The organism is Alistipes sp. AF14-19, assembly GCF_003461645.1.
Taxonomy (GTDB): domain Bacteria; phylum Bacteroidota; class Bacteroidia; order Bacteroidales; family Rikenellaceae; genus Alistipes; species Alistipes shahii.
Map to the genome: position 1 here is coordinate 204,490 of NZ_QTXM01000002.1, position 24,510 is coordinate 228,999.

A 24,510-nucleotide genomic window follows, 5' to 3' on the forward strand; every position below is an offset into this window, starting at 1 on the left:
TCTATCATTTCATTTAGACATTCAGTAGCAGCATGATAGTTAGCTGACTTATGCCGTTTCCAACATGCGACACTCCCCACCGCCTTTCGGCTAAGTGGATAAGTTGGCTAATGACCGGCGTTGAAAACCCTTGCCGGGTAGGTTGCTAAGCCTACATTTACTATATGCCCTTATGGGCGCAGCACCTCGTGGTCGCAGATCCCGCCGCCGTTCTGCTTGATCATCCAGATCGCATCCTTCTGGCTGGGATACAAGTCGTCGATGCCCAGCCCCCGCAGGTCGAGCCCCGGAAACTGCTGGTGGCTGCCGTCGTAGCGTGGACGGACATAACAGTTGAATTTGCGGTTGTAGAGATCGGTCAGCCGCTCCTTGAAATCGTCGGGCTGCGCATGCAGCCATTCGACGAACGCCTGCCGGATTTCGGTGATGAGCGTGTCGGCCTTCTGCCGGGCCTCGAAGTCGGGAATCCGGATGGTCTTGCCGTGTTCGTCCTTGCCGCCGTCCTTGTTGATGTTGGGCAGCGTGTTGAGCATGGCATGATGCAGCAGATCCATACCGTCGTAGACCTCGAAGTCTCCTTTGACGACGTATTTCTGGGAGATCAGTGGGCTGTACCCGTGGTTCTCGATGCCGAAGGCATCCATCTTCGCCGAATAGCTTACCGATACGGGCACCTGAAAGAAATGCTCGCAGAAGCCTTCGTAAATATCGGTCGGTATCCATCGCTCGCCGAGGTTGAAATCCAGCTCCTCGAACTCGATGCGTTTGGGTGCGGCCTCACGAAGCAGCGCGAGCGAGCGGCGGCTGGCATCGTCGTCGGGATTCTCTTTGAGGTAATCTTCGATCCATTCGGCTTTGGCGACGACATTCCCTGCCGCGAGCCGTTCGCGGATTTCATACCCCTTGACCATCGGATTGTAGAAAATGCGAGCGCCCAGCTCGTCGGTCAGCTCTTGCCGGGAACGCGATGCGAGCGACTCCATATAGGGAAACTCCACCCGTCCGAACTTGTTGAGCGAGGCGGCCAGCGCTTCGGCCGCCGTATCGACGTGCTTGAGCTCGTAAGGATCGAACGATACGGGGCGTCGGAAGATGTCGGAGAGCTGTTTTCGGCCTTCGACGAAGCGTTCGAGCCCCAGCACCTCCCGCCCGCCGGGATCGTTCAGGATGAAGGCGGCATTCTCCTTCTTGTTCAGATCGCCCAACAGAGCCGTGAAGTTCTCGTAACATCCGTTGAGTTTGCGCCGTAGCCCCTTGTATTCGATCTCGTTCTGCATTTCGAGCCGGTAGAGCAGCTGGTAGGTATCCCGCAACGGGATATAGCGTTCGGCCCGGTATCGGGACAAGGTTCCCAGCTCTTCGGGATGGAACGTGCAGCCCTGTCGTGTCAGGCCGACCAGACGTCCGACCTGTCCTTCGAACAGAACCAACGACCACTCTTTGTAATGCGGAAGCATCGTGCCGGTAAAGGGCCGCGGATCTTTATTCTCCGAAGCCGGCGTAGCGACTGCCGCCGGGGCATCCGCTGCCTCCGCCGGTTGTGCGAACAGATTCCCCTGCGTGAAGAGATCGGATATGCTGGTCGTATCCGTTCTGCGCCCGGCCCGCCGCTGTCCCAGCGGACGGCGGGCGATCGGAACGGCGGCAGCGCTGCCGAAAAGCGATGCGGCCGGAGCCGGTACTTCCGGAGTCGGTGCAACGGATGCCTGCTCCGGTGTCAGCATGGGCTGCGGAGCCGCGACCCGATTTTGCCTCCGGGCGATCGGCGGCACGGTTTGCGCCTGCGGAATATGGAGCGGACGAAGATATTGCGTATATCGTTCGGTGTCGAGGCGGGCTGCGAAATCATTTGCGAGGATTCCGCGCAGCCGCTCTGCGATCCGTTCCGGGCCTCCGTCGTAGTGCAGTACGAGAGCGGATTGTCCATAGAGACCTTTTTCATGCGAAAACGTCGTATGGATCGCGTGCTTGAAATCCCGGTGGTAGTCGTTCAGGTAAATTCCGTTGCCGATCTCGGACGAATTGACGAAGCGTTGCTCGTCGGGGGTAAGTTTCCGCTTTTCGCTCTGTTTCTGTAGGACGACAAGATCACTGGCCACTTCCGTGCCGGCATACTCCGTAAAGAGATTGTTCGGTAGCCGCACGGCCGAAACCAGCCGCGCATGCTCCATCAGATAGCGGCGGACGGGTTCGTTGCCGGGAGCGTCCATGACGCCCGCCGAGGTGACGAACGCCAGAATGCCGCCCTCGCGGAGCGTATCCAGTCCCTTGATGAAGAAATAGTTGTGAACGGCCTTGAGCGCTTGTCCTCGAACCGGGTCGTCGCTCTTCCGAAAGGATGCGTCGAAAATCCGGGTATCACCGAAGGGAATATTGGACGTTACCACGTCGAAATAACTGTCATAGGCCGATTCGATGGTTTGGAAACCGTCGATGACAACCTGCTCTCGTTCCCGGGCCAGTGCAGAGAGCACTTGTCCGGTCAGCAGGTCTTTCTCGAAAGAGAGGATTTCGACTTCGCCGTCGGCGGTCTCCCGGAACGACGAAGGGAAAATCCCGGCCCCGGCGCTGGGGTCGAGCAACCGCCGGGGAACGACGCCGGCATCCCGGAGCGCCTCGGCGAGTGCACGCACGATGGCCGGCGGTGTGTAGAATGCCGTCAGCGTAGAATTGCGCATGCTCTGCACGAAGTCTTTATACCGCTGTTCGCTGCCGGCATAATGGCGCAGCAGTTCGTGCAGTTCCCTCACCTGTGGGAAGAGTTCCCGGTCGGTCTTTCACTGCGCGAGGTCGTCGTCCGCAGCGGCCGGCTGCAAGACGCATTTCAACGCTCCGAAGCCGCTGTACGCAGCCAGGGCTTCACGCTGCTGCGGGGTAAGTACCGTCGATGGAGCGAAAGCGATACGCAGGGCGGCGATGTTCGCCTCCAGATGTTTCCTTTTATTGTATGCCATGCAGTTCGATGTGAGTTTGGATGAGTCCGGTAAGTTCCAATAGAAGATTTTTATAGGACGGGCTGCTCTCGAAGTCGTCGGTCAGGTCGTACATCTCGAATGCCTCTTCGCAGACGGGAAGCAGTTTCAGGCAGAAAGCGGTGCGCTGCCGGGCTGCGACCTCCGGGAACCATTCTGACACGACCTCGAAGATCGCATCGTATTTCGAAAAACGCAGGTCTTGGTACAGAACGGCGTTCGAGAGTTCCAGAGCCTCGTAGACGCTGTTGCCGTTGCGAACGGCACGTTCATAGGTTTGGGCCGCATGGTCGCTCCGCTCGGCGATGAAGTGTTTGTCGGAGAGCAGTTCGGGATGGCTTTCGCGCAAATAAGCGGTAAGAGTTGCCGCGAAGTACGGCAACTCTTTCTCTTCTACATGTCGTTTCATAATGGCTAACCGATTTTCATGCCTTTGGGTTGTGCGCCGGGAAGCGACGGAAGACGCCGGCGGACACGCTGGCGCGGACGCGGATTCTCCTCGCCCAGACGCGAACGGTAATTGCGGGCGTTGTTGCCGAACAGGGGCCGGCCCGTGTCGCTGTAACGAAGGTCGGTGCTGATCGTCTTGCTGCCGACTTTCATACCGGGAATGAAGACGACCTCGTGGTTGGCCAGCTTCGCCTGGATGTCTGCACTTACCTTGACTCCGAAAACCGTATCGTGGATGCGCAGATGCGGATTATTGTCGTTGCGGAACACCACGTCTCCGCGGTTGGCGTCCACGCGTGCATGACCTGAGATGACCCGACCGTCCTTGAGGTGGATGTCTTCGACGAAGATCTCCTTGCCGGAGCGCAGCGCCTTGATGTCGTCGCCGATCTCTTTGCCGTAGATTCGGGTGGGGAGCGTCAGCGCATCGACCGGAAGCGTCGTCAGACGGTTCGTCGCCTCATGGACGCTGACATAACACTCGCACTCGCGCCCCGAGGTAAAATCTTTCATTTTCTTGGTGGAACCCAGATGTCCGTCGGTTTCGAGACGCTCGATTTCCTTGTCCGTGAAGAGCTCCTTATACGGCGATATTTTGTACTGCGGCTCGTCCAGACGTGTGAAGATACGGAGTTGGACATTGCCCGCATCGTCGCGGATCGGCGAAATCGTGCCGAGTCCCAGATCGACCCAGCGGCCGTCCATCTTATGTTTGAGCGGCACCAGTTTGTTGGGAATACGTCCTTTGAGGATGTCGCCCATGCTCTGATTGTCCAACAGGATCTCCTTGTTCAGGCCCAACGCCTGAATCTGATCCCACGGAAGTTCCCGCTCCTCGAACTTATAGCGGTCGGCGAACTTGGCGATACGCCCCTCGTTGTTGAGTTCGTAGTCGGAGATCTCTTTGGCCAGAGAGCCGTCCTGATCCTTGCCTTCGCGGACTTGGATGATGGAGTCGAGGATACGGTCGAGTTTTTCGGTACCGATCCGAAAGAAACTTCAGCCCAGGTCGGACGGGCGTCCGTATTGGTTGCGAAGGTTCTCGAAAAAGGTTCCCAAAACCGTTCGGCTGTCGAACGAAAGGGCTCTGCGCCGATCGCCCGGAGCCGTGCTCACGGTGTTGAACTCTCCCGTCTGCTCGTTCATCTCGCTGACCAGACGCAGATCGTTCGTCTTTTTGTCGAGGACGGCCAGCACGTCCTTCGATAGCTTTTCCTGTTCTCTTGCCATAATGCAGATAATTAAATGAGTAAATTGAATGGTGAAAATCCGGCGGAAAGATAAGACCTTTTTCCAGTTCATAACACCAAATGCGCCCCTTCTGGCGGGAAGAGGCGCGAGATGGCGGGAAATGGCAAGTATAATTTTGATATTACATTGAATTAATGTATTTTTATGCATAAATTTAATATTGCCATGAAATTTGAAGAAGCCATACAAAAAATTCAATATGGTAAATGTTTATTACTTACAGGTGCAGGATTTTCTCTTGGTGCAAAAAATTACAAGCAAGATAAATCTGCATTTCGTATTGCAAAATATATTGCACATGAACTATACAACGAATGTGATGTTCCTAAAGAAAATCAAGATGACGATTTACGTCGAGCGTCACAATGGTATATTCGACAGTATGGAGAAGATAAAATCATAGCCTTTCTCCAACGGGAATTTATAATCAAGGAAATTTCTCCGACTCAAAAAGAACTCGGAAATTTTCCTTGGCGACGATGTTATACGCTAAACTATGATGAAATTTTAGAACGAGCTTACCTCGAAAACAATAAACTATTGTCATCAGTCACTCTTTCCGACGAGAGTGAACAATACCGCACTTCATCAGTTTGTGTTCATTTAAATGGAGTAATTAGTCAATTATCAAGAGCAACAATTGATAATTCTTTCAAATTGACATATAAGAGTTATAATAAAGATTACATCAAAAATACAGGTTGGTGGGAGATATTTGAAGATGATTTATTGTTATGTGATGCAATATTTTTTGTAGGTTGTTCTCTTCAATCTGATACTGACCTTATTCATTTATTGGATCGAACAAAAAATATCAAAGAAAAGACATTTTTTATCGTTGGCCCCGATGAAAATGATATTGATTTGATGCAATTAGAAGATTTAGGTACACCTCTTAAATTGGGGACAGAAGGATTCGTGAGAGAATTGCAGAATGTACCTATTATAAATGTGGATATACCATATACATTTCATCATTTTGTTACTCCTCGAATAACTAATCAAAAGCCTGAACGTAAACGCATTAGCTTTATTGATTTGTTAGTCAAAGGAAATGTCGATGAAAATTTGCTTGCATATTCAATAAAAAATGCAGATTCATTTCCTTATTTTGTTTTCCGAGATAAATTAGAGGTAGTTCTACAAAAAATACAATCAGGATGTCCTTTTATAGTTGTCCTCTCTGATTTAGGAAATGGTAAAACGCTATTTTTGAAAGCATTATCTATATGTTTATTAGAGAAAGGTAAAAAAGTATTTTATCTTGAAAGAGACGCACTATCTGCAATTGATGAATTAGATTACATTTGTAATCAAACAGATGATCCAACTGTTATAATTATTGAAAATTATGCAGATACAGTCAATCTGCTGAAAAAAATTGGACGTTATAAGCATAATCACATTTCATTAGTATTGTCAGAAAGGACTCCTGCCCATGAAACAGCACATCTATTTTTGCGTGACATAATGCTTGATGATCCTTTTGAAATAGATCTTAATGAGTTGACTGACAAGGAAGTTGAGTCATTAATTCAAGTGGTCGAAAAGAATGGATTATGGCAAAAACGCTCCCACTTTACAGTCGATGAGAAGATACAATTTATTAAAACACGATGCAAACGTCATCTAAGCCAATTTATAATTCAGTTAGTTAAATCAGATGATTTAGGAAATCGCTATAATGAGATCGTAACAGCGATCAAACACAGAAGTGATTATTATCAAGCATTATTATACTTACTAATTGGAGCTGTTTTAGATTTCAGATTAAGATTGGTAGATATTGTAGATGATTTAGGATTAGATTCATTAAATAACATATCTTTTAGGAAAAATAAATTTTTAAGAGAATTTATTGATTTTGATACAGAAGAAATAGTTTTCAAATCTTCTGTACTCTCAAATTATATATTGAAAAATCTTTTGAATTATTCAGATATTGATACTCCTTTAATTCAAATTTATGAACGATTACATGAAAAACGTTCTCATAAACGAATTCGTAAATATCTGAAAGAAATTATGTTATATCAGAATCTAAATAGAATATTAAAAAAGGATTCTGATCAGAGAGGACTTAATAGAGCTATTTTTAATATTTATGAAAAAGTCGCATATTTAGAATATAATAGAGAGAATCCTTTATTTTGGTTACAGTTTGCTATTGCTCGTTTAGCTGATGGTGAGTATTCTGATGCAGCAAGATGTTTTGACAATGCATACTCATATGCAAAAAATACAAATTTTGATACCTTCCAAATAGATAATCATTTTGCCCGCTATCTTTTGGAAGATGCAAACGAAAAGAAAAATGTAATTGAGCCAATTGAAGTTTTTAAACGCGCTCATAGAATGCTCATGGCATCGCAAAAGGGAAATCAATACAAACATTATAGTTTCCGTGTAGCAAGACATTATTCTACTTTTTATTCTATATATCACAAAGATTTTTCATTCCATGAACGCTATGATTTTTTTATAGCTTGTCACGAAATGTTAGATGCCGTAGAGAAATATCTTGCATTGCCGGGAGCTTCAAAAAAAGACATGGTCGAAGAAACAAGAAAACAATTAGAAGAACTTCTTATAAATGAAAATTAATCGAGAAGGGAGACTGAATTTTTCAGTCTCCCTTTATTTTACAATAATTTCTCCGCCAATTTTTCATCCTTCTCTATGCGTTTCATCTCGGCTTCGATAATGTCGAGTGCATCCTGCTTGATGCGGCGGTAATTCTCCTTGATCTTTTCCTGCATGATGTTTCGCCCGCTGGCGTCGAGGAACGACGATATTGTGGGTATGGGTTTGTACTCCGCCATTTCTTGTTTCACGGCGTCGTTGTCCACGACGATCCGGGCATGGAAAATCTTCTGCTCGATCTCCTCTCCGAAGTTGTCGCTCACGGCTCCGACAAACACGCCCTGCGAGAGCGTCGAGATTTTCGACGCAGGAATAAGACTGTCGAGCTGGGTATTTATCGACGTCGAGGTATCGCTGCGGTTGATGCTTACGGATTGTCGCTTCTGCACGATCTTTCCGAATCGTTCGGAGAGTGTCCGGGCCGTTTCTCCTACGACCTGTCCGCTGAAGATATTGCCTACGGTATTCTGAATCACGGCGGCTTCCTTGTCTCCGTAGTCGCGCTTTAGCTGGCTGAAATCCTGAAACCCCAGACATACGGCGACCTTGTTGGAACGCGCCGTTGCGATCAGGTTATCCAGCCCCCGAAAATAGATCGTCGGCAGCTCGTCGATCACCACGCAGCTTTTGAGCTGCTTCTTGCGGTTTATCAGCTTGACGATGCGCGAATTATACAATCCGAGCGCCGCACCGTATATGTTCTGCCTGTCGGGATTGTTTCCCACGCAAAGAATCTTCGGTTCCTCGGGGTTGTTGATGTCGAGTGTAAAATCGTCTCCCGACATGACCCAGTAGAGCTGCGGGGAGATCATGCGCGAGAGGGGAATCTTCGCAGAGGCGATCTGTCCCATCAACTGCTCTGCGGCTCCACCTTTCCATGCATCCACGAAGGGCGAAAGATAGTTCTCCAACTCCTCGTGAGCCATCAATACGGTGAACAACTCCTCGTAGGGTTTGTTCAGCAATTCGATGGCATGGGGAAAGGTACAGTATTTTCCTCCGTCGTAAATCTTCAGGAACCAGATGATTGCCGCGAGTAGCACGATCGGCGATTCGACGAAAAAATCTCCCTGCTTCTGTATCCACGAGCGGTTGAGATTGAGCATGATGACATAGCTGGCCTCGTATGCGTCGGTGATGTCGGACATGAGATTCGGCGCGAGCGGATTGCATCGGTGCGAACGGCGCGGGTCGTCGAAATTTATGACATAGAATTTCGGCGTCGTCGCTCCGTAAGCCTTGAGGTTCTTGCGCAAATGGTTATAGGCGATAACCGACAGGTCGTCGAACTTGAAGTCGTAGACGTAGAGCGCATATCCCTTTTCGATGGCCTGCTTGATGTAGTTGTTGATGAGGGCATAGGATTTTCCCGAGCCGGGCGTTCCTAAAACGATACTCGCCCGGAAGGGATTCACGACGTTGATCCATCCGCTGTGCCTGCGTCTCCGGAAGACGAACTCGGTCGGGAAGTTGAACGAATCGTCGTTTTTCAGCAGGCGTGTCTCCTGCATGAAACTCTCGTTTTCGGCATTGAACGGATCATCCGTCATACGGTTTTTTAGCAAACGGCTGCTCCATAGCCCGGCCGCCAGCATTCCGAGGAATCCCGCCAGCAGCGTTGCCGTATAAAGCGCCGCCCGCAGGGTCGTAGCGACATTCATCCCGAGCAGCCAGCCGTTTCCGTAGAATAGCAGTATGCCGATGCCGCCTGCCACGGCGATATGCTTCCACGATATTTTCTCGTCCTTCACGCCACGGTTTCCCATGCACGACAATGCGAGAAATACCGTGCAGAAGAGTTTGGTGCAGAGCGGCGATGAGAACAAGGCAGCCGTCCGCTGGAAATTTTGCAGGATGCGGTCTGCGACGGAAATCGTTCATCCCGTCTGCGCAAACCACTCGTAACAGAACCAGTAAATGTGAATGGCGAGAAACAGAAAGCTGATCGCCCGCATGAAATCCGCGACTTTGGCCAAGCCGCGCAGATCGTCTTCTTCTTGCATGATCGTAACGTATCGAGGTTGTTAAATTCTTTTCCGGATTTTCCGCCGCCGCTTCTTCCTGCGGGGGAAGAGCCGGTATTCGGGAGCTGTTTCCCACTCCTTTTCGGGCGTATATTCCATGAGTTCGCCTATTACGTCGGGCATCGAAACGTAATGGGTATCAATGTACTCCTCGAACTCTTCGACCGAAGATAGTCCCGGCAGGGGCGGTTCGAGGGGCGGCAACGGCCGTAACTCTTCCGGCATGGGTGTGGACGACTCTTGCTCCCGACCGTTGAACCACGCCTCGAAAGCGTTGGCCGCATACTCCTTTCCGAGCCGGGAGCCGTTGAACACCTGATGTGTCGTGCGGTCGATGAAGGTGACTCCGTAAATCCGCCCGGCATCGTTCTCCCGGAAAACTGCGTCGATACCGTTCTCCCGAAGTTCGGCCGTGAATTCCTCGCGGTTGCGGCTTCCGCTCCGGGCGTGGTCGATTTCGCGGCGTGTGCGGTCGAGCGTTTCGGGATGTTGCCGAAGCCGTTGTTTCGAGGCGTCGAATTTTTCTTCCAGCGCCTTCCATCCGAAAAAATCGCCCAGCCGGGACGCTTTGACCGCCGCTCCCGTGCGCTGCCCGTCGTCATCGAGCACGTGGTAAACGAGCCCCCGATACGGTCTGCCTCGCACGTCGCCTCGGATCTCTTCGGCTGCGACGCCATAACGTTCGAGCAGCGTGTTGAACTCCGCGAGGGACTGGAATCCGTACTGCTGTTTGAGCGTCATCACGACGTTGCGCAGCTGATGCTTCAGATCGCTCCGAAGGTAATCGACCCGGTGCAATTCTTCCGGTTCTGTTTGCACGCCGCCGTCTTCGGGCACATGCAGGCCGTACTCGTGTTCCAACGCCCTGCAAACCGCCATGGCGCGCCGCAGTTCGTTGTTGTGGTCGATCTTCCGGCCCTGCTCGTCCACCCTCACCGAGACGACGTGCATGTGTCGCCGTGCGATGTCTTCGTGCAGAAAGACGACATAGGGCTGGCGGCCATATCCCATGCGTTCCATGAACTCGGCGGCAAGTTGCGTAAGCTGCGCTTCCGAAAGCCGGTCTTCGGGCGAGGGGTTGAGCGAGAAATGCACGACCGGTTTTCGGACACGGGGATTGAGCGCCGTGTAGTACCCGAAGGCTTCCGCACACTCCTCGATACTGAACCTGCCGTCGCTGCGTTCGGGTATTCCCTGCATGTATAATATCCGGCCTTCGCCGGCTTCGACCTTAATGCGGTTATACTGGAGTACGCCGTAGACATTGGCCCCGGAGTTTACTTTCGGCACCATTGCAGCAACTCCTTCGTAAGTTCGACGACCGCCTTCACGAGTTGTTCCAACCGTTGTGTTTCGAGCGTCAGGCGGTAGAGATAGGCCAACGCTTTCTTATCGCCGAAGGTCGTGTGTATGGCTTTGACGCACTGGTTGTAGTTCACCCCGACAGCCCGGAACTGGGCGTAAAATCCCGTCAGCCGGACATAGAAATCGTAGGTGTTCTTGTCCCTAACGACGACCGTAAAAGGTCATCCGAAGATGCGGTGGCAGATGAAATCGGCTTTATTCTTCATCCCGGACTGTTCGTACATGCGCAGGAAACGCTCGTTTTGTTCGCTTGTCAGGCGAACGTAATAGCGGTGTATGCGCGGGTCGCCGAGGGCTTTGCGGCCCGCAACGGAGGTCGGTTTATCGGCAGCATCCATAGGGCATCCGTGTTTTGAGGTTACGACTCGGGAGTAACCGTCCACCGCGCCGCAGGTCGCGGCGGCACTTTCGGCGGCTCGGAATATTCCGAGCGGCTGAAGGTACCCCTTGCTATATGCGGGCGCATATAGAAATCCGGCCAGGGGCCGGATGAAGGTGCGTGCCTTCGGCGTCGCAGCGGGATTACTCCTTTCGGAGACAAAGGTAGAGCGTTTTATCTTATGTTGTATCAGATATATACCTGCCAACGGACGCCGATACGCGCCTTTGGGCGCCACCCGTTTTCGGAGCCGCCGAACGGGGGCGTTTTCTCATTTTCTTTGTGCGCGGATCGGTACTTACGAATCTACCTGCCCGCGTAGCCTCTTCCTCCCGTACCTCCGTCATTGCGCGGCTATGCGGATACGGATATAGATGTCTGCATAGATGCCGAAGTTCGTATGTGACAGCTTATATCCGTATCTGCCGACAAAAGTATGTGAATCCGCAAAGGCGTATGAATCGCCGAAGATACGTAAATACGCAAGTACGTATCCGCGTATCGGAACGAATTAAATATTAATCGCTTAATTATTTTCGTATGGAACAGAATCCGTTGTGCATCGCTTTCGCCTCCCAGAAAGGTGGCGTCGGCAAATCGACCCTCACAGTACTGGCAACCTCGTGGCTGCACTACCTGCACGGCATCCGCGTCGCGGTGGTGGACTGCGACTACCCGCAACACTCCATCCTCAAACTTTCGAACCGCGACAAGGCCGTCGTGCAATCTTCGGCGATCTACGGTAGACTCCTCGTTTCGCTCGCCGAGAACAAAGGGGTGAAGCCTTATCGTATTCTCTGCTGCAAACCTTCCGAAGCAATGGCGGAATGGCGGAAATGGGCCGCCGTCGCCGAAGAACGATACGACGTCGTGCTGTTCGACCTTCCGGGAACGGTGGGCAACGAAGGCGTGCTCTCCACGATCGTCGAGTTGGACTACCTCTTTATTCCGATGAAGGCCGACCGCATTGTACTGGAAAGCACGCTCAATTTCGCCTCTGTTCTCAACGACCGCCTGATCAAGACGGGACGGGCGCATCTTCGGGAGCTGTTCCTGTTCTGGAACTTGGTGGATCGCCGCGAGCGGACGCCGCTCTATGAGCAGTACGAGAAAGTCCTCGATCAGTTGGGGCTGCGGCATCTGCGTACGCATATTCCCGTGCGGAGCAACTTCAACAAGGATATTCAGGAAGCGGGCGGCCCGGTGTACCGGTGTACGCTGCTGCCGCCCGACCGGGCTTTCGTCGCCGAGTGCGGTTTCGACCGCCTGATGACGGAGATCTGCGCCGTGCTGAAACTTCCGTGCCATGAGTAGGAAAGTGCCTGTCCGGCAGGAGCTCGACGAAGAATACCTGCGCAGCCTGATGGCCGGCCCCGAACCGGCTGCCTCGGCGTCAGATGCCATAGCCCCGGAGCCGACGGAAGCGTCTGCTTCGGAGCCGCGCGTTAGGCGTTCGGATGCGGAAGACTATGCGTCGCGGTTTCTGAAGAATACTCCTTCCGAAGCGCGGCAATGCGTCTACATCGACCGGCGGCTGCACCGCAAGATCACGACCCTCGTGGGCGTTGCGGGCACCCGGCGTTTTACGGTCGGGAACTTCATCGACAACGTATTGGAACAGCACTTCGAGCGGCACCGAACGGAAATACGGTCGCTCTGCTCCAAAGGACTCAATAAAATTCTGTAAGAATGACACCCGTTATGAAAATCACGGAAACTCTCGTCGTGCTGTTCCTCGTGCTGTTCTGCTACCTGTTTCTGGATAAGTTCCTCTTCCGGGGCGAGTTGGGCGAGATTTGCTTCGGGCCGACGTGCCGGGCGCTGGCGCGTTGGTATCGGCGGCAAGCCGACCGTCTCGACCCGCCGCGCCGCCGCAGGCGTCGGCCGGCGGCCGTTACCCCTAAAGACGATGCGCTGGTCGTCACCCGGGATTACGGCGCCGGTCAGCGGACGCCAGCACGCGCCGTGTCACGCCACTCCCGGCGCAAAGGGAACAATTCAGACAAAAGCGACCATACATTTGTACCGGCAAGCGACGGCGATAAGGAACATCGCGCCGTGCAAGCGACCGTTCAGGGATGGATGCATAAGGAACCTACGGCGCTCACCGCGGAGGAAGAGAACACCCTGACGCGCGAAGCTGCGATCGAAGAGGTGATGGACATAGGATGCGAAACGACGGCCCCGCCTGCCGGGACGCAGAGTTTCACTCCGCAGCAGTTGGATTGCATCCTCGCCTTGTGCAAGGGGCAGGCCGTGCCTGAAGAGCAGCGGCAAACCCTGGCCGGAGTGCTGCGTGACATCCGCCATACGGAAGTGCAGCGCACACTCATGGACGCCATCTCCGGCGCCAGCCCGATCATCGCCCGTTATCTGGACGATGCCGAGAAGGAAGCGGCGCAGCGTATGGCTGCCGCTCCGAAATAGATTGTTCAACTTAAAAAATGCGAAGCTATGAAAGCTCCCGGATACTACGATTCAGGCTGACGGCAGGATGAGCAGCACGCATGAATCACGGGCCCAGCGCCCGGAGAGAAAATCTGAAGTCGAATTAAAAAACACAATCATCCATGAAAAGAAAACTCATTTTCAGTTCGGCATGAATCGCCGTATGACTGCTCGCCACGGTGCAGCACGCCGCAGCGCAGCAAGGCAACGGCATGGCCGGCATTCAGGAGGCTACGCAGATGGTCACGTCGTATTTCGACCCGGCGACCAAGCTGATCTACGCCATCGGCGCCGTCATCGGCCTGATCGGCGGAGTGCGGGTCTATCAGAAGTTCAGTTCGGGCGATCCGGATACGTCTAAAACCGCTGCGAGCTGGTTCGGAGCCTGTATCTTCCTGATCGTCGCCGCCACGATTCTGCGTTCGTTTTTCCTTTAGACGATGGCCGAATATCCGATCAATAAAGGCGTGGGCCGCCAGGTGGAGTTCAAGGGGCTGCGGGCGCAGTACCTCTTCCTCTTCGCCGGCGGCCTGCTCGCCGTTTTCATTCTCGTAGTCGTACTTTATATGGGCGGGGTCGATCAGGTGGCATGCCTTGTCGCGGGCGTGGGGATGGGCGGTGCACTTGTGGCGCTGACCTTCCGTCTGAACCGCAAGTACGGGGCTTACGGACTGATGAAGCTCCTCGCCGCACGGCGGCATCCGCGACGTATCGTCTCCCGAAAAAGTGTGGCAAGAATTCTAAACCGACATTAGAAACATGAATAACACCCTGAAAACCGAAACCCTCGAACGGAAATTTCCGATCTGAAAGGTCGAACACGATTGTATCCTCTCCAAAGACGCCAACATCACGGTGGCGTTCGAGGTTACGCTTCCGGAGTTGTTTACCGTCTCTTCGCAGGAATATGAAGCGCTGCACGGCGTATGGCTCAAAGCGGTGAAGGTGCTTCCGGACTATACCGTGGTGCACAAGCAGGATATTTTCGTTCAGGAGCAATATCGTTCCGACATCGGGAAAGACGATTTGAGTTTCTTGAGCCGGTCGTTCGAGCGGCATTTCAACGAACGACCTTTTCTGCATCATACCTGCTACCTGTTCATTACGAAGACAACCCGTGCGCAAAGCCGCCGTCAGAGCGATTGCAGTGTGCTGTGCCGGGGTACGCTCGTCCCGAAGGAGTTGCAGGACAAAGATACGACGACGCGCTTTCTGGAAGCTGTGGAGCAGTTCGCCAGCATCGTCCGCGAGAGCGGCCATATCCGGCTGCGGCGTCTCGGAGCGGACGAGATTGCCGGGACTCCCGAATCTTCGGGAATCCTCGAACGTTATCTCACGCTGTCACCGTCCGGGAAGACCCCGTTGCAGGACATGCGTCTCGATCCCGACCGGATGTGGATCGGCGACAAGGCGTTGTGCCTGCATACGCTTTCCGATCTGGACGACCTCCCCGGCAGCGTTCGTACGGATGACCGCTACGAACGCCTCTCGACGGAGCGTTCCGATTGTCGGCTTTCATTCGCCGCTCCCGTAGGATTGCTGCTCTCGTGCAACCACATCTACAATCAATATCTGTTTTTGGATAACAGCGACGAGAACCTCAGGCAGTTCGAACGTACGGCTCGTAACATGCAGTCGCTCGCGCAGTATAGTCGTTCGAACCAAATCAACAAGGAATGGATCGACGATTACCTCAATGAGGCGCACTCCTTCTCTCTGACCTCGATACGCGCCCATTTCAATGTCATGGCATGGGGCGAAGGGAGCGAGGAATTGAAGCAGATCCGTAACGATGTCGGGGCGCAGCTGGCGCTTATGGGGTGCACGCCGCGTCATAATACCGTGGATGTTCCGACGCTTTTCTGGGCGGCAATCCCCGGCAACGAAGGGGATTTTCCCGCCGAAGAAAGTTTCTATACGTTTCTCGAACAGGGCTTGTGTCTGTTTAACGAAGAGACGAACTATCGCTCATCTTTGTCGCCTTTCGGCATTAAGATGGCGGATCGGGTGAGCGGTATCCCCATTCACCTCGACATCTCCGACTACCCGATGAAAAAAGGATGGATAAGCAACCGGAACCGTGTGGTCATCGGGCCTTCAGGGGGAGGCAAAAGTTTTATCCTCAATCATATATGCAGGCAATATTATGAACAGGGCGCACATATCGTGATTGTCGATACGGGAAACTCCTATCAAGGATTGTGCTCGCTTATCCGGCAGAAAACCAAAGGTCGGGATGGAATATATTTCACCTATCAGGAGGATGCCCCCGTTGCCTTCAACCCCTTCTTTGTCGAAGACGGAGTGTACGACGTCGAGAAGCGCGAATCGCTCAAGGCGCTGTTGCTGACTTTGTGGAAGCGCGAATCCGAGGAACCGACACGTGCGGAAGAGGTGGCTTTGTCGAATGCCGTGAACCTATACCTCTCGCAACTCAAGACCGGCACTGCGGTCACACCTTCGTTCAACACCTTCTACGAGTTCGTCGCAACGGATTACCGCCGTCTGTTGGAAAAAAAGCGCGTCCGGGAAAAGGATTTCGATATTGAAAATTTTCTGAACGTTCTCGAACCTTACTATCGTGGCGGGGAGTACGACTACCTCTTGAACTCTGACAAGCAGTTGGACTTGTTGGATAAGCGATTCATCGTCTTCGAACTGGATAATATCAGCGAAAACAAAGTCCTTTATCCTGTCATTACACTGATTATCATGGAGACCTTCCTTACAAAGATGCGGCGGCTGAAGGGTATTCGCAAAGTTTTACTGCTCGAAGAAGCATGGAAAGCTATCGCCAAGGCGGGCATGGCGGGATTTATCAAGTATTTGTATAAAACCTGCCGCAAGTATTTCGGCGAGTGTATGTGCGTAACGCAGGAGTTGGACGACCTGCTGTCGTCGCCCGTCCTCAAGGAGAGCGTCATCGCCAACTGCGACTGCCGCATCCTTTTGGACATGCGTAAGTATGCTAACAAGTTCGACGAGATTCAGGAGTTGTTGGGATTGAGTGATAAGGAACGCAATCAGGTGTTGTCGATCAATCGGGCCAATGACCCCAAGCGCTGCTACAAAGAGGTGTGGATCGGACTCGGAGGCGTACACTCTGCTGTCTATGCTACCGAAACGAGTCTTGAGGAATACCTCTGCTATACCACCGAAGAGACTGAAAAACTGGAGTTGCAACGTCTCACGGAGAAGCTCGGCGGCAATATCGAGCTGGCCATACGCCAGTTGGCCGAGCAAAAACGCAATGAAGATCATTAACCTAAAAACCGAAAATCATGTTCATATCCAAAAAAGAACTCGCCGCGCGAGACGAACGGCTGCGCCGGGCGCAGGAAGAGATCGAGTCGCTGAAACAGACCATCCGGGAGTTGCAATCCGAGGTTGCCGACGACCGTATCTGCGGCTGCTGAAAGAACGAATACGGAGAGCGGATCACGATCCGCAAAACGGCTCCGGGATATGCCGCGACGCTTTTCTGCGGCGAACGTCCCGTGCGGGACATGGTCATTCTCAAACGCGATGACGGTCTGTGGCTCCATGTCTTGTACGGGCAAACCGGCGGATGCGTCGTTCATCACACAACCAATGATATTCTGCATATCGGATGTTTCGGGCTTTTCGTCCGCGACGACCGGCCGCAGCGTATAGGGACGGAAGTAATCCTTCAGGCTCCGGTGCGATGGGACGGCGAATAGGCTTCGGCCTGCTGGCAGCGATGCTGCTGGCAGGTCATCCGCTTCGGGCGCAGTGGGTGGTGAGCGACCCCTCGAATCTGGCGCAGGGTATCGTGAATTCCACCAAGCAGGTCGTCGAAGCATCCCGGAACGGAAGTACGCTGCTTCAGAGTTTTCAGCAGACGGTAAAGATTTACGAGCAGTCGAAAAAATATTACGACGCGCTGCGGTCGGTGCATAACCTCGTCAAAAGCGCCCGTCGTGTGCAGCAGACGATGCTGCTCGTGGGCGACATCTCCGATATATACATCTCGAACTTCCGGTCGATGCTTAACGATACGAATTATTCGGCCGAGGAACTCACGGCAATGGCCGCAGGCTATACGAAGCTGCTGTCGGCGAGTGCCGACCTGCTGAACGACCTGAAGCAGATCATCACTCCGTCAGGGCTTTCGATGACCGACAAGGAGCGGCTGGATATTATCGACAGGATCTATTACGAGATGCTCGAATACCGCAATCTTACGGAATACTATACGCGCAAGAATATCTCCGTGTCGTTCCTGCGCAGCCGTCAGCGCGGGGATTCGGAGCGTGTGCGGGCCTTGTACGGCGGCCATAACGACAGATATTGGTAACCTATGACGATGCCGTTAGCCGTAGAGTGGACGAACCTGCATCAGATTCTCCGCTCGTTGTACGCCGATATGTTGCCGTTGTGCAGCGATATGATGGGCATTGCCAAAGGACTCGCCGGATTGGGCGCCTTGTTTTTCATCGCATACCGGGTCTGGAAATCCCTTGCCGCCGCGGAGCCGATCGAGGTATTCCCGCTGCTGCGGCCCTTTGTGCTGGGGCTGTGCATCATGGCCTTCCCGACCCTCGTATTGGGGCCTTTGAACGGTCTGCTGTCACCTATCAGCAATGCCACATCGCATTTGGTCGATCGACAGGCGTTCGATCTGGAGAAATACCAGACACAGAAGGATGAATTGCAGCGTCAGGCGATGCTCCGCGATCCGGAGAAAGCCTATCTTATCAGTAACGAAGAGTTCGACAAACGGCTTGACGAATTGGGCTGGAAGCCCAAAGACCTTATGACGATTGCCGGGATGTATGCCGAACGAGCCGGGTATCAATTCGGTCAGAAAGTCCGTGAGGCATTCCGGGCGTTTCTGGAAACGCTCTTCCAGGCGGCATCGCTGACCATCGACACCGTGCGGACGTTTTTCCTGATCGTCCTGGCGTTGCTGGGGCCCGTGGCCTTCGCCTTCTCCGTGTACGACGGCTTTCACAATACGCTGGCGTCTTGGCTGGCACGCTATATCTGCATCTATTTGTGGCTGCCCGTCAGCGACCTGTTCGGTGCGATCCTTTCGCGCATCCAGATTCTAATGCTCCAGCAGGACATCGAACGACTGCAAGACCCGACGTTCATACCCGACGGAAGCAATACGGTCTATTGCATTTTTATGATTATCGGAATCGTCGGATATTTCTGCGTGCCGACCGTTGCGTCGTGGATCATTCAGGCCGGAGGCGCCGGAAGTTACGGCGATAAAGTCGCAGGCGCAGGACGTGCCGTGGCGATGGGCGCTGCCGGAGTCGCCGGAGCGGCGGTCGGAAATGTCGGAGGCCGTATAAAAGGGGCTTTGAAGAAACGATAAAACGTAATAAAATATGGAATTCAAAACATTGAAGAATATAGAATCGTCCTTTCGCCACCTGCGGCTCTTCAGCATGCTCTTTCTGGGAGCCTGCACGCTGATCTCGGTGGCGGCAGTGTGGACATCCTACCGCTTCGCGGAAGCCCAGCGGCAGAAGATCTACGTACTCGATCAGGGCAAGTCGCTGATATTGGCTCTCTCGCAGGATATGGCCCAGAACCGTCCCGTCGAAGCCCGCGAACACGTGCGGCGCTTCCACGAGCTCTTCTTCACCCTCTCTCCCGACCGCGAGGCCATCGAAGGCAATGTCCGCAGGGCGCTGTACCTTGCGGACGGAAGCGCCATCGCCTATTACCAGAGCCTTGCAGAGAAGGGATATTTCAACCGCATCATCGCCTCGAACGTATCGCAGAATGTCGTCGTGGACAGCATCCGATGCGATTTCGACTGCTATCCTTATGCCGTGGAGACCTTCGCACGGCAGAAGATCGTCCGTGAAAGCAACGTCACGGAGCGGACGCTCGTCACGACATGCCGCCTGCGAAATGCCGTACGCTCGGACAACAACCCGCAGGGATTCCTGATCGAAGATCTGCGTATTCTCGAAAACAAAGACCTCGGAAGTTATGAGCGCTAAAGATTTACAGACGCGGGCCGAAGCGTGGCTGAAGGCCCGCATGAAACGTCTTACGCCGCGCCAGCGGCTCGGGCTGGTTACTGTGCTGCTGCTCGTCTATGCGGCGGTCGCCCTGATGATTCTGTTCGGTGGAATGCGGAGTCGGGAGACGTCGATTCCCGTCGTCGAACACCTCCGGCAGCCACTACTGCCGGAAAGGAGCCTGTTACCTCTAAACACGAGTGAAGATGACACGCAGGAGCGATAACGGAGCAGTTGAAAAGCTGTCGCAATTTCTCACATCGCAGCATCTCCGGCAACTTAAGTTCGTAGGTGTCGTGACGGTGATGACACTGCTGTGCGGCATTTTCCTATGGTACTTGTTCGCCCCGAAACCGGCTCCGCAGCAGGCGGGAACGGGCGGATACAATGTTACGATTCCGGAAGCGACGGTAAAGCCGGCGGAAACGGACAAACGCAAGGTCTACGAACAGGAGCAGTACGAGCAGCAGCGGCGCGAGAAACTACAATCGTTGGGTGATGTTATGGACGACCGCTTGCCTGTGACCGGGGAAATGGCGGATGCTACAGTTCCGGCAGCACCGACGGCGATCGACGAATCGGATGCTGCCTACCGGAGGATATCGGGTGAAATGGCGGCTTTCTACACCCCGGCCCCTTCTTGCGGCAATACCGAGGTCGAAGCACTGAAAGAGCAGGTCGCGGCCCTGCAATCCCAGCTCGACGCCGAGCGGCAGCAGCCCGATCCGCTGGAACTGGCCGAGGAGCAGTACAAGCTCGCACGGAAGTATCTCGGCGGCGGAACGGCCGCGGACGAAGAGGCCGGGCCGACGAAGCAGCGAAGGGATTCGCGTCTGTCCGTCATGCAGCCCGTTCGGGAGGGTGAGGTCGAAGCCTCGACACTCGATCCGCGGGCGGATTTCACCGTCGAACGTAACTTGGGATTTCTCACGGCAGCAGGTGATGTCGCGCATGCCGACATTCCGACTGTCAGGGCTTGTGTCGCTCAGACGCAAATCATACGTGCCGGAAGCACCGTGCAACTGCGGTTGCTGGAAGCCGTGCGTATCGACGGAGTGACCATTCCCCGTTATACGCCGCTATACGGTCTTGCGACGATCTCCGGAATGCGGCTGCAAGTCACGGTGTCGTCCGTCGAATACGGCGGACGGATCTTCGCTGTCGAAGCCGCGGCTTACGACCTCGACGGCCAGCCGGGGCTGAACGTCCCGAACTCCCGCGAACGGACGGCCCTCAAAGAGGCGCTGGCGTCCGTAGGACAGACCGCCGGGACGAGCGTAAACGTCACCCGTTCGGCCGGGCAGCAGGTGTTGTCCGAGCTGGCCCGCGGAGGATTGCAGGCTTCGTCGCAGTATGTCGCCGGGAAGCTCCGCGAGGTGAAGATAACCCTCAAAGCCAACCATCAGCTATTATTGATTTCAAAAGAATAGAACGTTTATGAAAAGAGACCTTATTTATCTGATTCTGATCGTCGCGGCAATCGCGGCGGTCAAAGTCACGGCACGGACGGCACCGGAAACGCCGGTGGAGATCCGCCCCCTGCGGATCGAAGCGGGATTTACGAAAACCGTGCATATCCTGTTCCCGTCGCCTGTTACATATATCGACATCGGCTCGATGGACATCATCGCTGGCAAAGCCGACGGGGCCGAGAACGTCGTGCGCGTGAAAGCCGCCGTGCGGAATTTCATAGCCGAAACAAACCTGACGGTCATCACCGAGGACGGAGGATTTTTCACTTTCGATGTCCACTATGCCGAGAATCCGGCTGTCTCGACCGTCAATCTTACAGTGCAGGAACCACAGACGAAAGGTGTAAAGGAACCGACTGCTGCGGGCGATCCGCTGTCGCCGGCCCCAGTAACCAAAAGCCGGGTGCTGCTGCGCGAGGTAGGCCGTGAGAAGCCCGCGACCGTAAAGCGCATGTTGAGCGACATATACCGGCAGAACCGTACGGATGTGAAAGGCATTCGCACGAAAAAGTACGGCATCGAAGTCGAAGTGCTGGGAATTTACGTGTTCAATGACGTGATATACATGCACACCTGTATCTCGAACGACACGAATATCTCTTTCGAGGTGGATGCGCGGCGATTCATCGTAGCGGATCGCAAACTCACCAAGCGCACGGCACAACAACAGACGCCGCTCGAAATCCTGCGCGTATGCAACGATCCGGCCGTCGTGAGGGGACACCAGCGCCAGCGGACGGTATTCGCGCTGCCCAAACTCACGATCTCCGATGACAAGGTGCTTTTACTGGAAATCATCGAGAAGAACGGAGCCCGGCATCAGACGGTGGAAATACCAGCCGAAGAGTTGTTAGAAGCAAAACTGCTGTAACGGGAAAAATAAGATTCGATGCTCGTACACTTTCTAACGGCTCTTTGCCTGACAATGGGAATATTGTCGGTACTGGTCGCCATCGGACTATGTTGGCTGATCCTCTTTCCGGAGTATCCGAAACACAGATATTGATCCGGGGTTGAACCCAATTAAAAGTGCCCGGTAAAACCGGGCACTTTTAATATTTTACAACTTACAATTCTCTGGTGTGGTGGGCAGGTCATTCCACGGCCTGTCCGCCATAGTGCAATGTGCATATTTCACGATGTATCTGCCGACATAGCAGCTCGATAACCCGTTCGGAAAGATCGTGCCGCACCGTGTGCATGAAGCGGCGGTTCTCGATGCGGCTGAACAGACTCGTGCCGTCTTCGGCGACGGCGCAGCAGATTTGCTCCTCGCGGAAACGGTCGTAATCGGTGAAATATTCCACATCGGGAGCGATACGTATATAAGATTTCATAGGTTCGTCAGATGATGTTTTGACACAATTCGGGGTGGCGGTATGGCGGGAGCCGCGGGCGTCCGCCCGTTCGCGTCTGCGGCAGTCATGCCGCAGACGGAAACCGGGACTTATTTATGGTGTCGCAAGGTCGTTGAATCGCAGTTCGATAGTTGTCAGCAACAATCCCGGCGGACAGGAATAAGTGCCCCTTATGTCCGATTCTTCGGAGAAGATATGCACGGTATAACGGGGTTCGCCTCGTTGCCGGGAAATCCGGATACCCCAAGTATGGCCGTTTCGGCGTGCGAAAAAAATGTGATTCCCCGCACCTGCCTGGATCAGATCAAAAACGGCGATTCCATGCCGGCGAAGAGCGTCGATAAATTCTTTCAACATGATTCATTCGGTTTTATGGGGACGGCCCGCAGGCCGTCCCCGATCAGACTTTAGGCGGCTTTCTTTGTTGTTTTCTCGGGTTTCTTACCCCTTTTGCCCTCTTTCTTGGCGGCTTTGGTCTTGGCTTTCTCCTGCGCCTCGGCAACGGCAATACGCTCGTCGAGACGGTCGTTGCGCTTCGTGTATTCCTCGTCGAACTGAGCTTTCACAACCTCGTATTTCTCTTTGTGGTGCAAGGCTGCAAATTCCATCAGCAGTTGCTTCCCCGTTTTGTCGAAACCGATGTCGGATGTAAGGCTTTTTACAAGAAAATCACGGGTGATGAGGTCGCGTTGTTCGTCGGTCAGCGCATTGATGACGGAGATTTTCTGTTCGGATGTCAAATAATACGCTTCGGGGAATCCCACGGCGGCGAGGTGTTCGCGCCGCAGGCTTCTGAGCATGATGTAATAGAGAATGTTGTCTTCCAGCTGGGTAAACGGCGTCGGGGCGATCTCCTCGTCGCGGACGATCTGCCGGACGGCTTCGACGGTTTTTTCGTGTGCGAGTTCCGTGTTGCGGATTTTCTTCTCCTCAAGGAGGGCGATCAGTTCCCTGGTTGATTCCCTGCCTTTAGCGGCTTGGTTCACATAGACCAGCCGGGCGTCGTCGCGCGAAGTCTTGACGAAGATACGGATCGCCCCGGCGTCGTGCTTGGCCAGCAGGTCGGCGGTCTTTTCCTCGGCAGCCTTTTTCTGCTGTTCATAGATCTGCATCGCCGCGGTATAATCGGCATCGGTGGCATAATCCGCCGGACTTGGTTCCGCGGGCATAGCGGGCATTTCCTGCACCTGCCCGTATTCGAACGCCTTGCATTCGACCCCGTTTTCGGTCATATGCTCTATGGCCTTATCATGGTCGTCGCATCCGTAACGGTCTTTGCAAAGGATGAATTTCGGGTTTTGCGCGAGCAGTTCTCCGCTTTTTCGCTCGATGAACTTGCGGTTCTTGGCTTCGAGGCATTCCCGGTTCGTGCATCGTCCGGCCCCCGTAGCGAACATATCGTAGGTATTTGCGTTGTACTTGCATGCGGCACACGCCGTCTGGTCGAAGCGATACCGGGCCAGATCGTTCGTATAATGGGCGTCCACCATCCGCTTGAACTCCTTTACGGAGTATTTCCGCCACCCCTCCTCGTCTTTGAGGCGGTCTTTGCAGATCGTCTTTTGCAAGTCTTTCCCGTATCGTGCCAACTCCATAGCGAGACCCAATGTAATAGAGTTTTCGCGCAGGAGTTTTTTTGCATCGGGGAGCAGTTCGTTGAGTTTCATCCGGTAGTAGATATACTGCTCGCTCTTGCCGAAGCGTGCGGCCACGGCGGCGGCATCCCCGCCGAGGGTCTGCATGGCGGCTTTGTAGGCTTCGGCCTCGTCGAGCGGCGGCATCTCCTCGCGCTGAATATTCTCCGAGAGCGCGAGGTCGAAGATCACCCGTTCGTCGGCGGGTGCGGCATCGACGATGGCCTCGATTTCGGTCTGGCCGAGCAGTTGCACGGCACGGTAGCGGCGTTCGCCGCAGACGATGATATAACAGCCTTGTTCTGCGGCTCGCACCCGGATGGGCTGAATAAGGCCGTGCGTGGCAATGGAGGCGGCCAGTTCCGCGAGGGCATTTTCGTCGTAACTCCGCCGCGGATTGTTGGGATTGGGGCGGATTTTGTCGATAGCGAGCAGAACGGTCGATTTCGTGCTCTGATCGGCGGTTGCGGTCGTGGTGTTGTTTTCGTTCGTTTTCATGGCATGATGGT

Annotated in this window: 22 protein-coding genes and 3 pseudogenes; 13 read left to right on the plus strand and 12 right to left on the minus strand. The window is 53.7% G+C overall.

The window, feature by feature from the left end; genetic code table 11:
* Positions 1-170 precede the first annotated feature (170 nt).
* The 5 genes from DWW03_RS03080 to DWW03_RS03095 are packed head-to-tail and all read right to left on the minus strand — an operon-like array spanning position 171 to position 4,652.
* On the minus strand, positions 171-2,750 hold the full coding sequence (locus DWW03_RS03080) for an N-6 DNA methylase (RefSeq protein ID WP_259301970.1): 2,580 nt from the start codon (positions 2,748-2,750) through the stop codon (positions 171-173).
* 27 nt (positions 2,751-2,777) lie between these two features.
* The gene (locus tag DWW03_RS16520; RefSeq protein WP_162852215.1) at positions 2,778-2,954 is read right to left on the minus strand and encodes a hypothetical protein; all 177 of its coding nucleotides are present in this window, start codon (positions 2,952-2,954) and stop codon (positions 2,778-2,780) included.
* Positions 2,941-3,381 carry a DUF1896 family protein gene (locus DWW03_RS03085; RefSeq protein WP_118406285.1) on the minus strand — a complete coding sequence of 147 codons (441 nt, stop codon included), beginning with the start codon at positions 3,379-3,381 and terminating at the stop codon, positions 2,941-2,943. Before DWW03_RS03085 ends, DWW03_RS16520 begins: the two co-directional genes overlap by 14 nt.
* A 5-nt stretch (positions 3,382-3,386) precedes the next feature.
* Positions 3,387-4,409, minus strand: coding sequence for a DUF4099 domain-containing protein (locus DWW03_RS03090; RefSeq protein ID WP_310592076.1), 1,023 nt, complete (start codon positions 4,407-4,409; stop codon positions 3,387-3,389).
* Between the two features lie 12 nt (positions 4,410-4,421).
* Positions 4,422-4,652, minus strand: coding sequence for a hypothetical protein (locus tag DWW03_RS03095; protein ID WP_138265192.1), 231 nt, complete (start codon positions 4,650-4,652; stop codon positions 4,422-4,424).
* Between the two features lie 186 nt (positions 4,653-4,838).
* On the opposite strand from DWW03_RS03095, the gene DWW03_RS03100 reads away from it, so the two are divergent.
* Positions 4,839-7,277, plus strand: a complete 2,439-nt coding sequence (locus DWW03_RS03100) for an SIR2 family protein (RefSeq protein WP_161988222.1) — start codon at positions 4,839-4,841, stop codon at positions 7,275-7,277.
* Positions 7,278-7,315: 38 nt separating this feature from the next.
* On the opposite strand, the pseudogene mobC reads toward DWW03_RS03100, so the two are convergent.
* The 3 genes and pseudogenes from mobC to mobA form a co-directional block, all read right to left on the minus strand.
* Positions 7,316-9,319 (minus strand): annotated as a pseudogene (gene mobC, locus DWW03_RS03105) (conjugal transfer protein MobC).
* A gap of 21 nt (positions 9,320-9,340) precedes the next feature.
* On the minus strand, positions 9,341-10,633 hold the full coding sequence (mobB, locus tag DWW03_RS03110) for a conjugal transfer protein MobB (RefSeq protein ID WP_118406288.1): 1,293 nt from the start codon (positions 10,631-10,633) through the stop codon (positions 9,341-9,343).
* Positions 10,618-11,043 (minus strand): annotated as a pseudogene (gene mobA / locus DWW03_RS16805) (conjugal transfer protein MobA). Before mobA ends, mobB begins: the two are co-directional and overlap by 16 nt.
* Before the next feature lie 581 nt (positions 11,044-11,624).
* Here mobA and DWW03_RS03115 point away from each other — a divergent pair.
* The 6 genes and pseudogenes from DWW03_RS03115 to DWW03_RS03140 all read left to right on the plus strand — a co-directional run bounded on the left by DWW03_RS03115 (position 11,625) and on the right by DWW03_RS03140 (position 16,796).
* A complete protein-coding gene (locus tag DWW03_RS03115) occupies positions 11,625-12,398 on the plus strand; it encodes a ParA family protein (protein WP_118406289.1) in 774 nt (257 codons plus the stop codon).
* Positions 12,391-12,771 carry a DUF3408 domain-containing protein gene (locus tag DWW03_RS03120; protein WP_118406290.1) on the plus strand — a complete coding sequence of 127 codons (381 nt, stop codon included), beginning with the start codon at positions 12,391-12,393 and terminating at the stop codon, positions 12,769-12,771. The genes DWW03_RS03115 and DWW03_RS03120 overlap by 8 nt, the downstream gene beginning before the upstream one ends.
* A gap of 2 nt (positions 12,772-12,773) precedes the next feature.
* On the plus strand, positions 12,774-13,511 hold the full coding sequence (locus DWW03_RS03125; RefSeq protein WP_118406291.1) for a hypothetical protein: 738 nt from the start codon (positions 12,774-12,776) through the stop codon (positions 13,509-13,511).
* Between the two features lie 200 nt (positions 13,512-13,711).
* Positions 13,712-13,969, plus strand: a complete 258-nt coding sequence (locus DWW03_RS03130) for a DUF4134 domain-containing protein (RefSeq protein ID WP_019150812.1) — start codon at positions 13,712-13,714, stop codon at positions 13,967-13,969.
* Positions 13,970-13,972: 3 nt separating this feature from the next.
* Positions 13,973-14,287: a DUF4133 domain-containing protein gene (locus DWW03_RS03135; protein WP_118406292.1), complete on the plus strand. Its 315-nt coding sequence runs from the start codon at positions 13,973-13,975 to the stop codon at positions 14,285-14,287.
* 4 nt (positions 14,288-14,291) lie between these two features.
* Positions 14,292-16,796 (plus strand): annotated as a pseudogene (locus DWW03_RS03140) (TraG family conjugative transposon ATPase).
* Here DWW03_RS03140 and DWW03_RS16535 read toward each other — a convergent pair.
* Positions 16,793-17,137, minus strand: a complete 345-nt coding sequence (locus tag DWW03_RS16535; protein WP_181989600.1) for a hypothetical protein — start codon at positions 17,135-17,137, stop codon at positions 16,793-16,795. The pseudogene DWW03_RS03140 and the gene DWW03_RS16535 overlap by 4 nt on opposite strands.
* Before the next feature lie 80 nt (positions 17,138-17,217).
* Here DWW03_RS16535 and DWW03_RS03150 point away from each other — a divergent pair, with 80 nt between their 5' ends.
* Genes DWW03_RS03150 through traN form a run of 6 tightly spaced genes read left to right on the plus strand, consistent with a single transcriptional unit; the run spans position 17,218 to position 21,880 of the window.
* Entirely contained in the window at positions 17,218-17,850 is a 633-nt protein-coding gene (locus tag DWW03_RS03150) for a DUF4141 domain-containing protein (RefSeq protein ID WP_118406293.1), read from the plus strand.
* 9 nt (positions 17,851-17,859) lie between these two features.
* Positions 17,860-18,879 carry a conjugative transposon protein TraJ gene (traJ, locus tag DWW03_RS03155; RefSeq protein WP_161988221.1) on the plus strand — a complete coding sequence of 340 codons (1,020 nt, stop codon included), beginning with the start codon at positions 17,860-17,862 and terminating at the stop codon, positions 18,877-18,879.
* 13 nt (positions 18,880-18,892) lie between these two features.
* Positions 18,893-19,516, plus strand: coding sequence for a conjugative transposon protein TraK (traK, locus tag DWW03_RS03160; RefSeq protein ID WP_018696888.1), 624 nt, complete (start codon positions 18,893-18,895; stop codon positions 19,514-19,516).
* Positions 19,506-19,763 (plus strand): hypothetical protein, encoded by a 258-nt coding sequence (locus DWW03_RS03165; protein ID WP_118406295.1) that lies wholly within the window; start codon positions 19,506-19,508, stop codon positions 19,761-19,763. The genes traK and DWW03_RS03165 overlap by 11 nt, the downstream gene beginning before the upstream one ends.
* Entirely contained in the window at positions 19,738-20,967 is a 1,230-nt protein-coding gene (traM, locus tag DWW03_RS03170) for a conjugative transposon protein TraM (RefSeq protein WP_259301972.1), read from the plus strand. Before DWW03_RS03165 ends, traM begins: the two co-directional genes overlap by 26 nt.
* Before the next feature lie 7 nt (positions 20,968-20,974).
* Positions 20,975-21,880, plus strand: coding sequence for a conjugative transposon protein TraN (gene traN, locus DWW03_RS03175; protein WP_118406296.1), 906 nt, complete (start codon positions 20,975-20,977; stop codon positions 21,878-21,880).
* 223 nt (positions 21,881-22,103) lie between these two features.
* On the opposite strand, the gene DWW03_RS03180 is transcribed toward traN, so the two are convergent.
* The 3 genes from DWW03_RS03180 to DWW03_RS03185 form a co-directional block, all read right to left on the minus strand.
* Positions 22,104-22,346: a hypothetical protein gene (locus DWW03_RS03180; protein WP_118406297.1), complete on the minus strand. Its 243-nt coding sequence runs from the start codon at positions 22,344-22,346 to the stop codon at positions 22,104-22,106.
* Positions 22,347-22,460: 114 nt separating this feature from the next.
* Positions 22,461-22,724: a hypothetical protein gene (locus DWW03_RS16405; RefSeq protein ID WP_147344284.1), complete on the minus strand. Its 264-nt coding sequence runs from the start codon at positions 22,722-22,724 to the stop codon at positions 22,461-22,463.
* Between the two features lie 50 nt (positions 22,725-22,774).
* The gene (locus tag DWW03_RS03185; protein ID WP_118406298.1) at positions 22,775-24,499 is read right to left on the minus strand and encodes a ParB/RepB/Spo0J family partition protein; all 1,725 of its coding nucleotides are present in this window, start codon (positions 24,497-24,499) and stop codon (positions 22,775-22,777) included.
* Positions 24,500-24,510 lie beyond the last annotated feature (11 nt).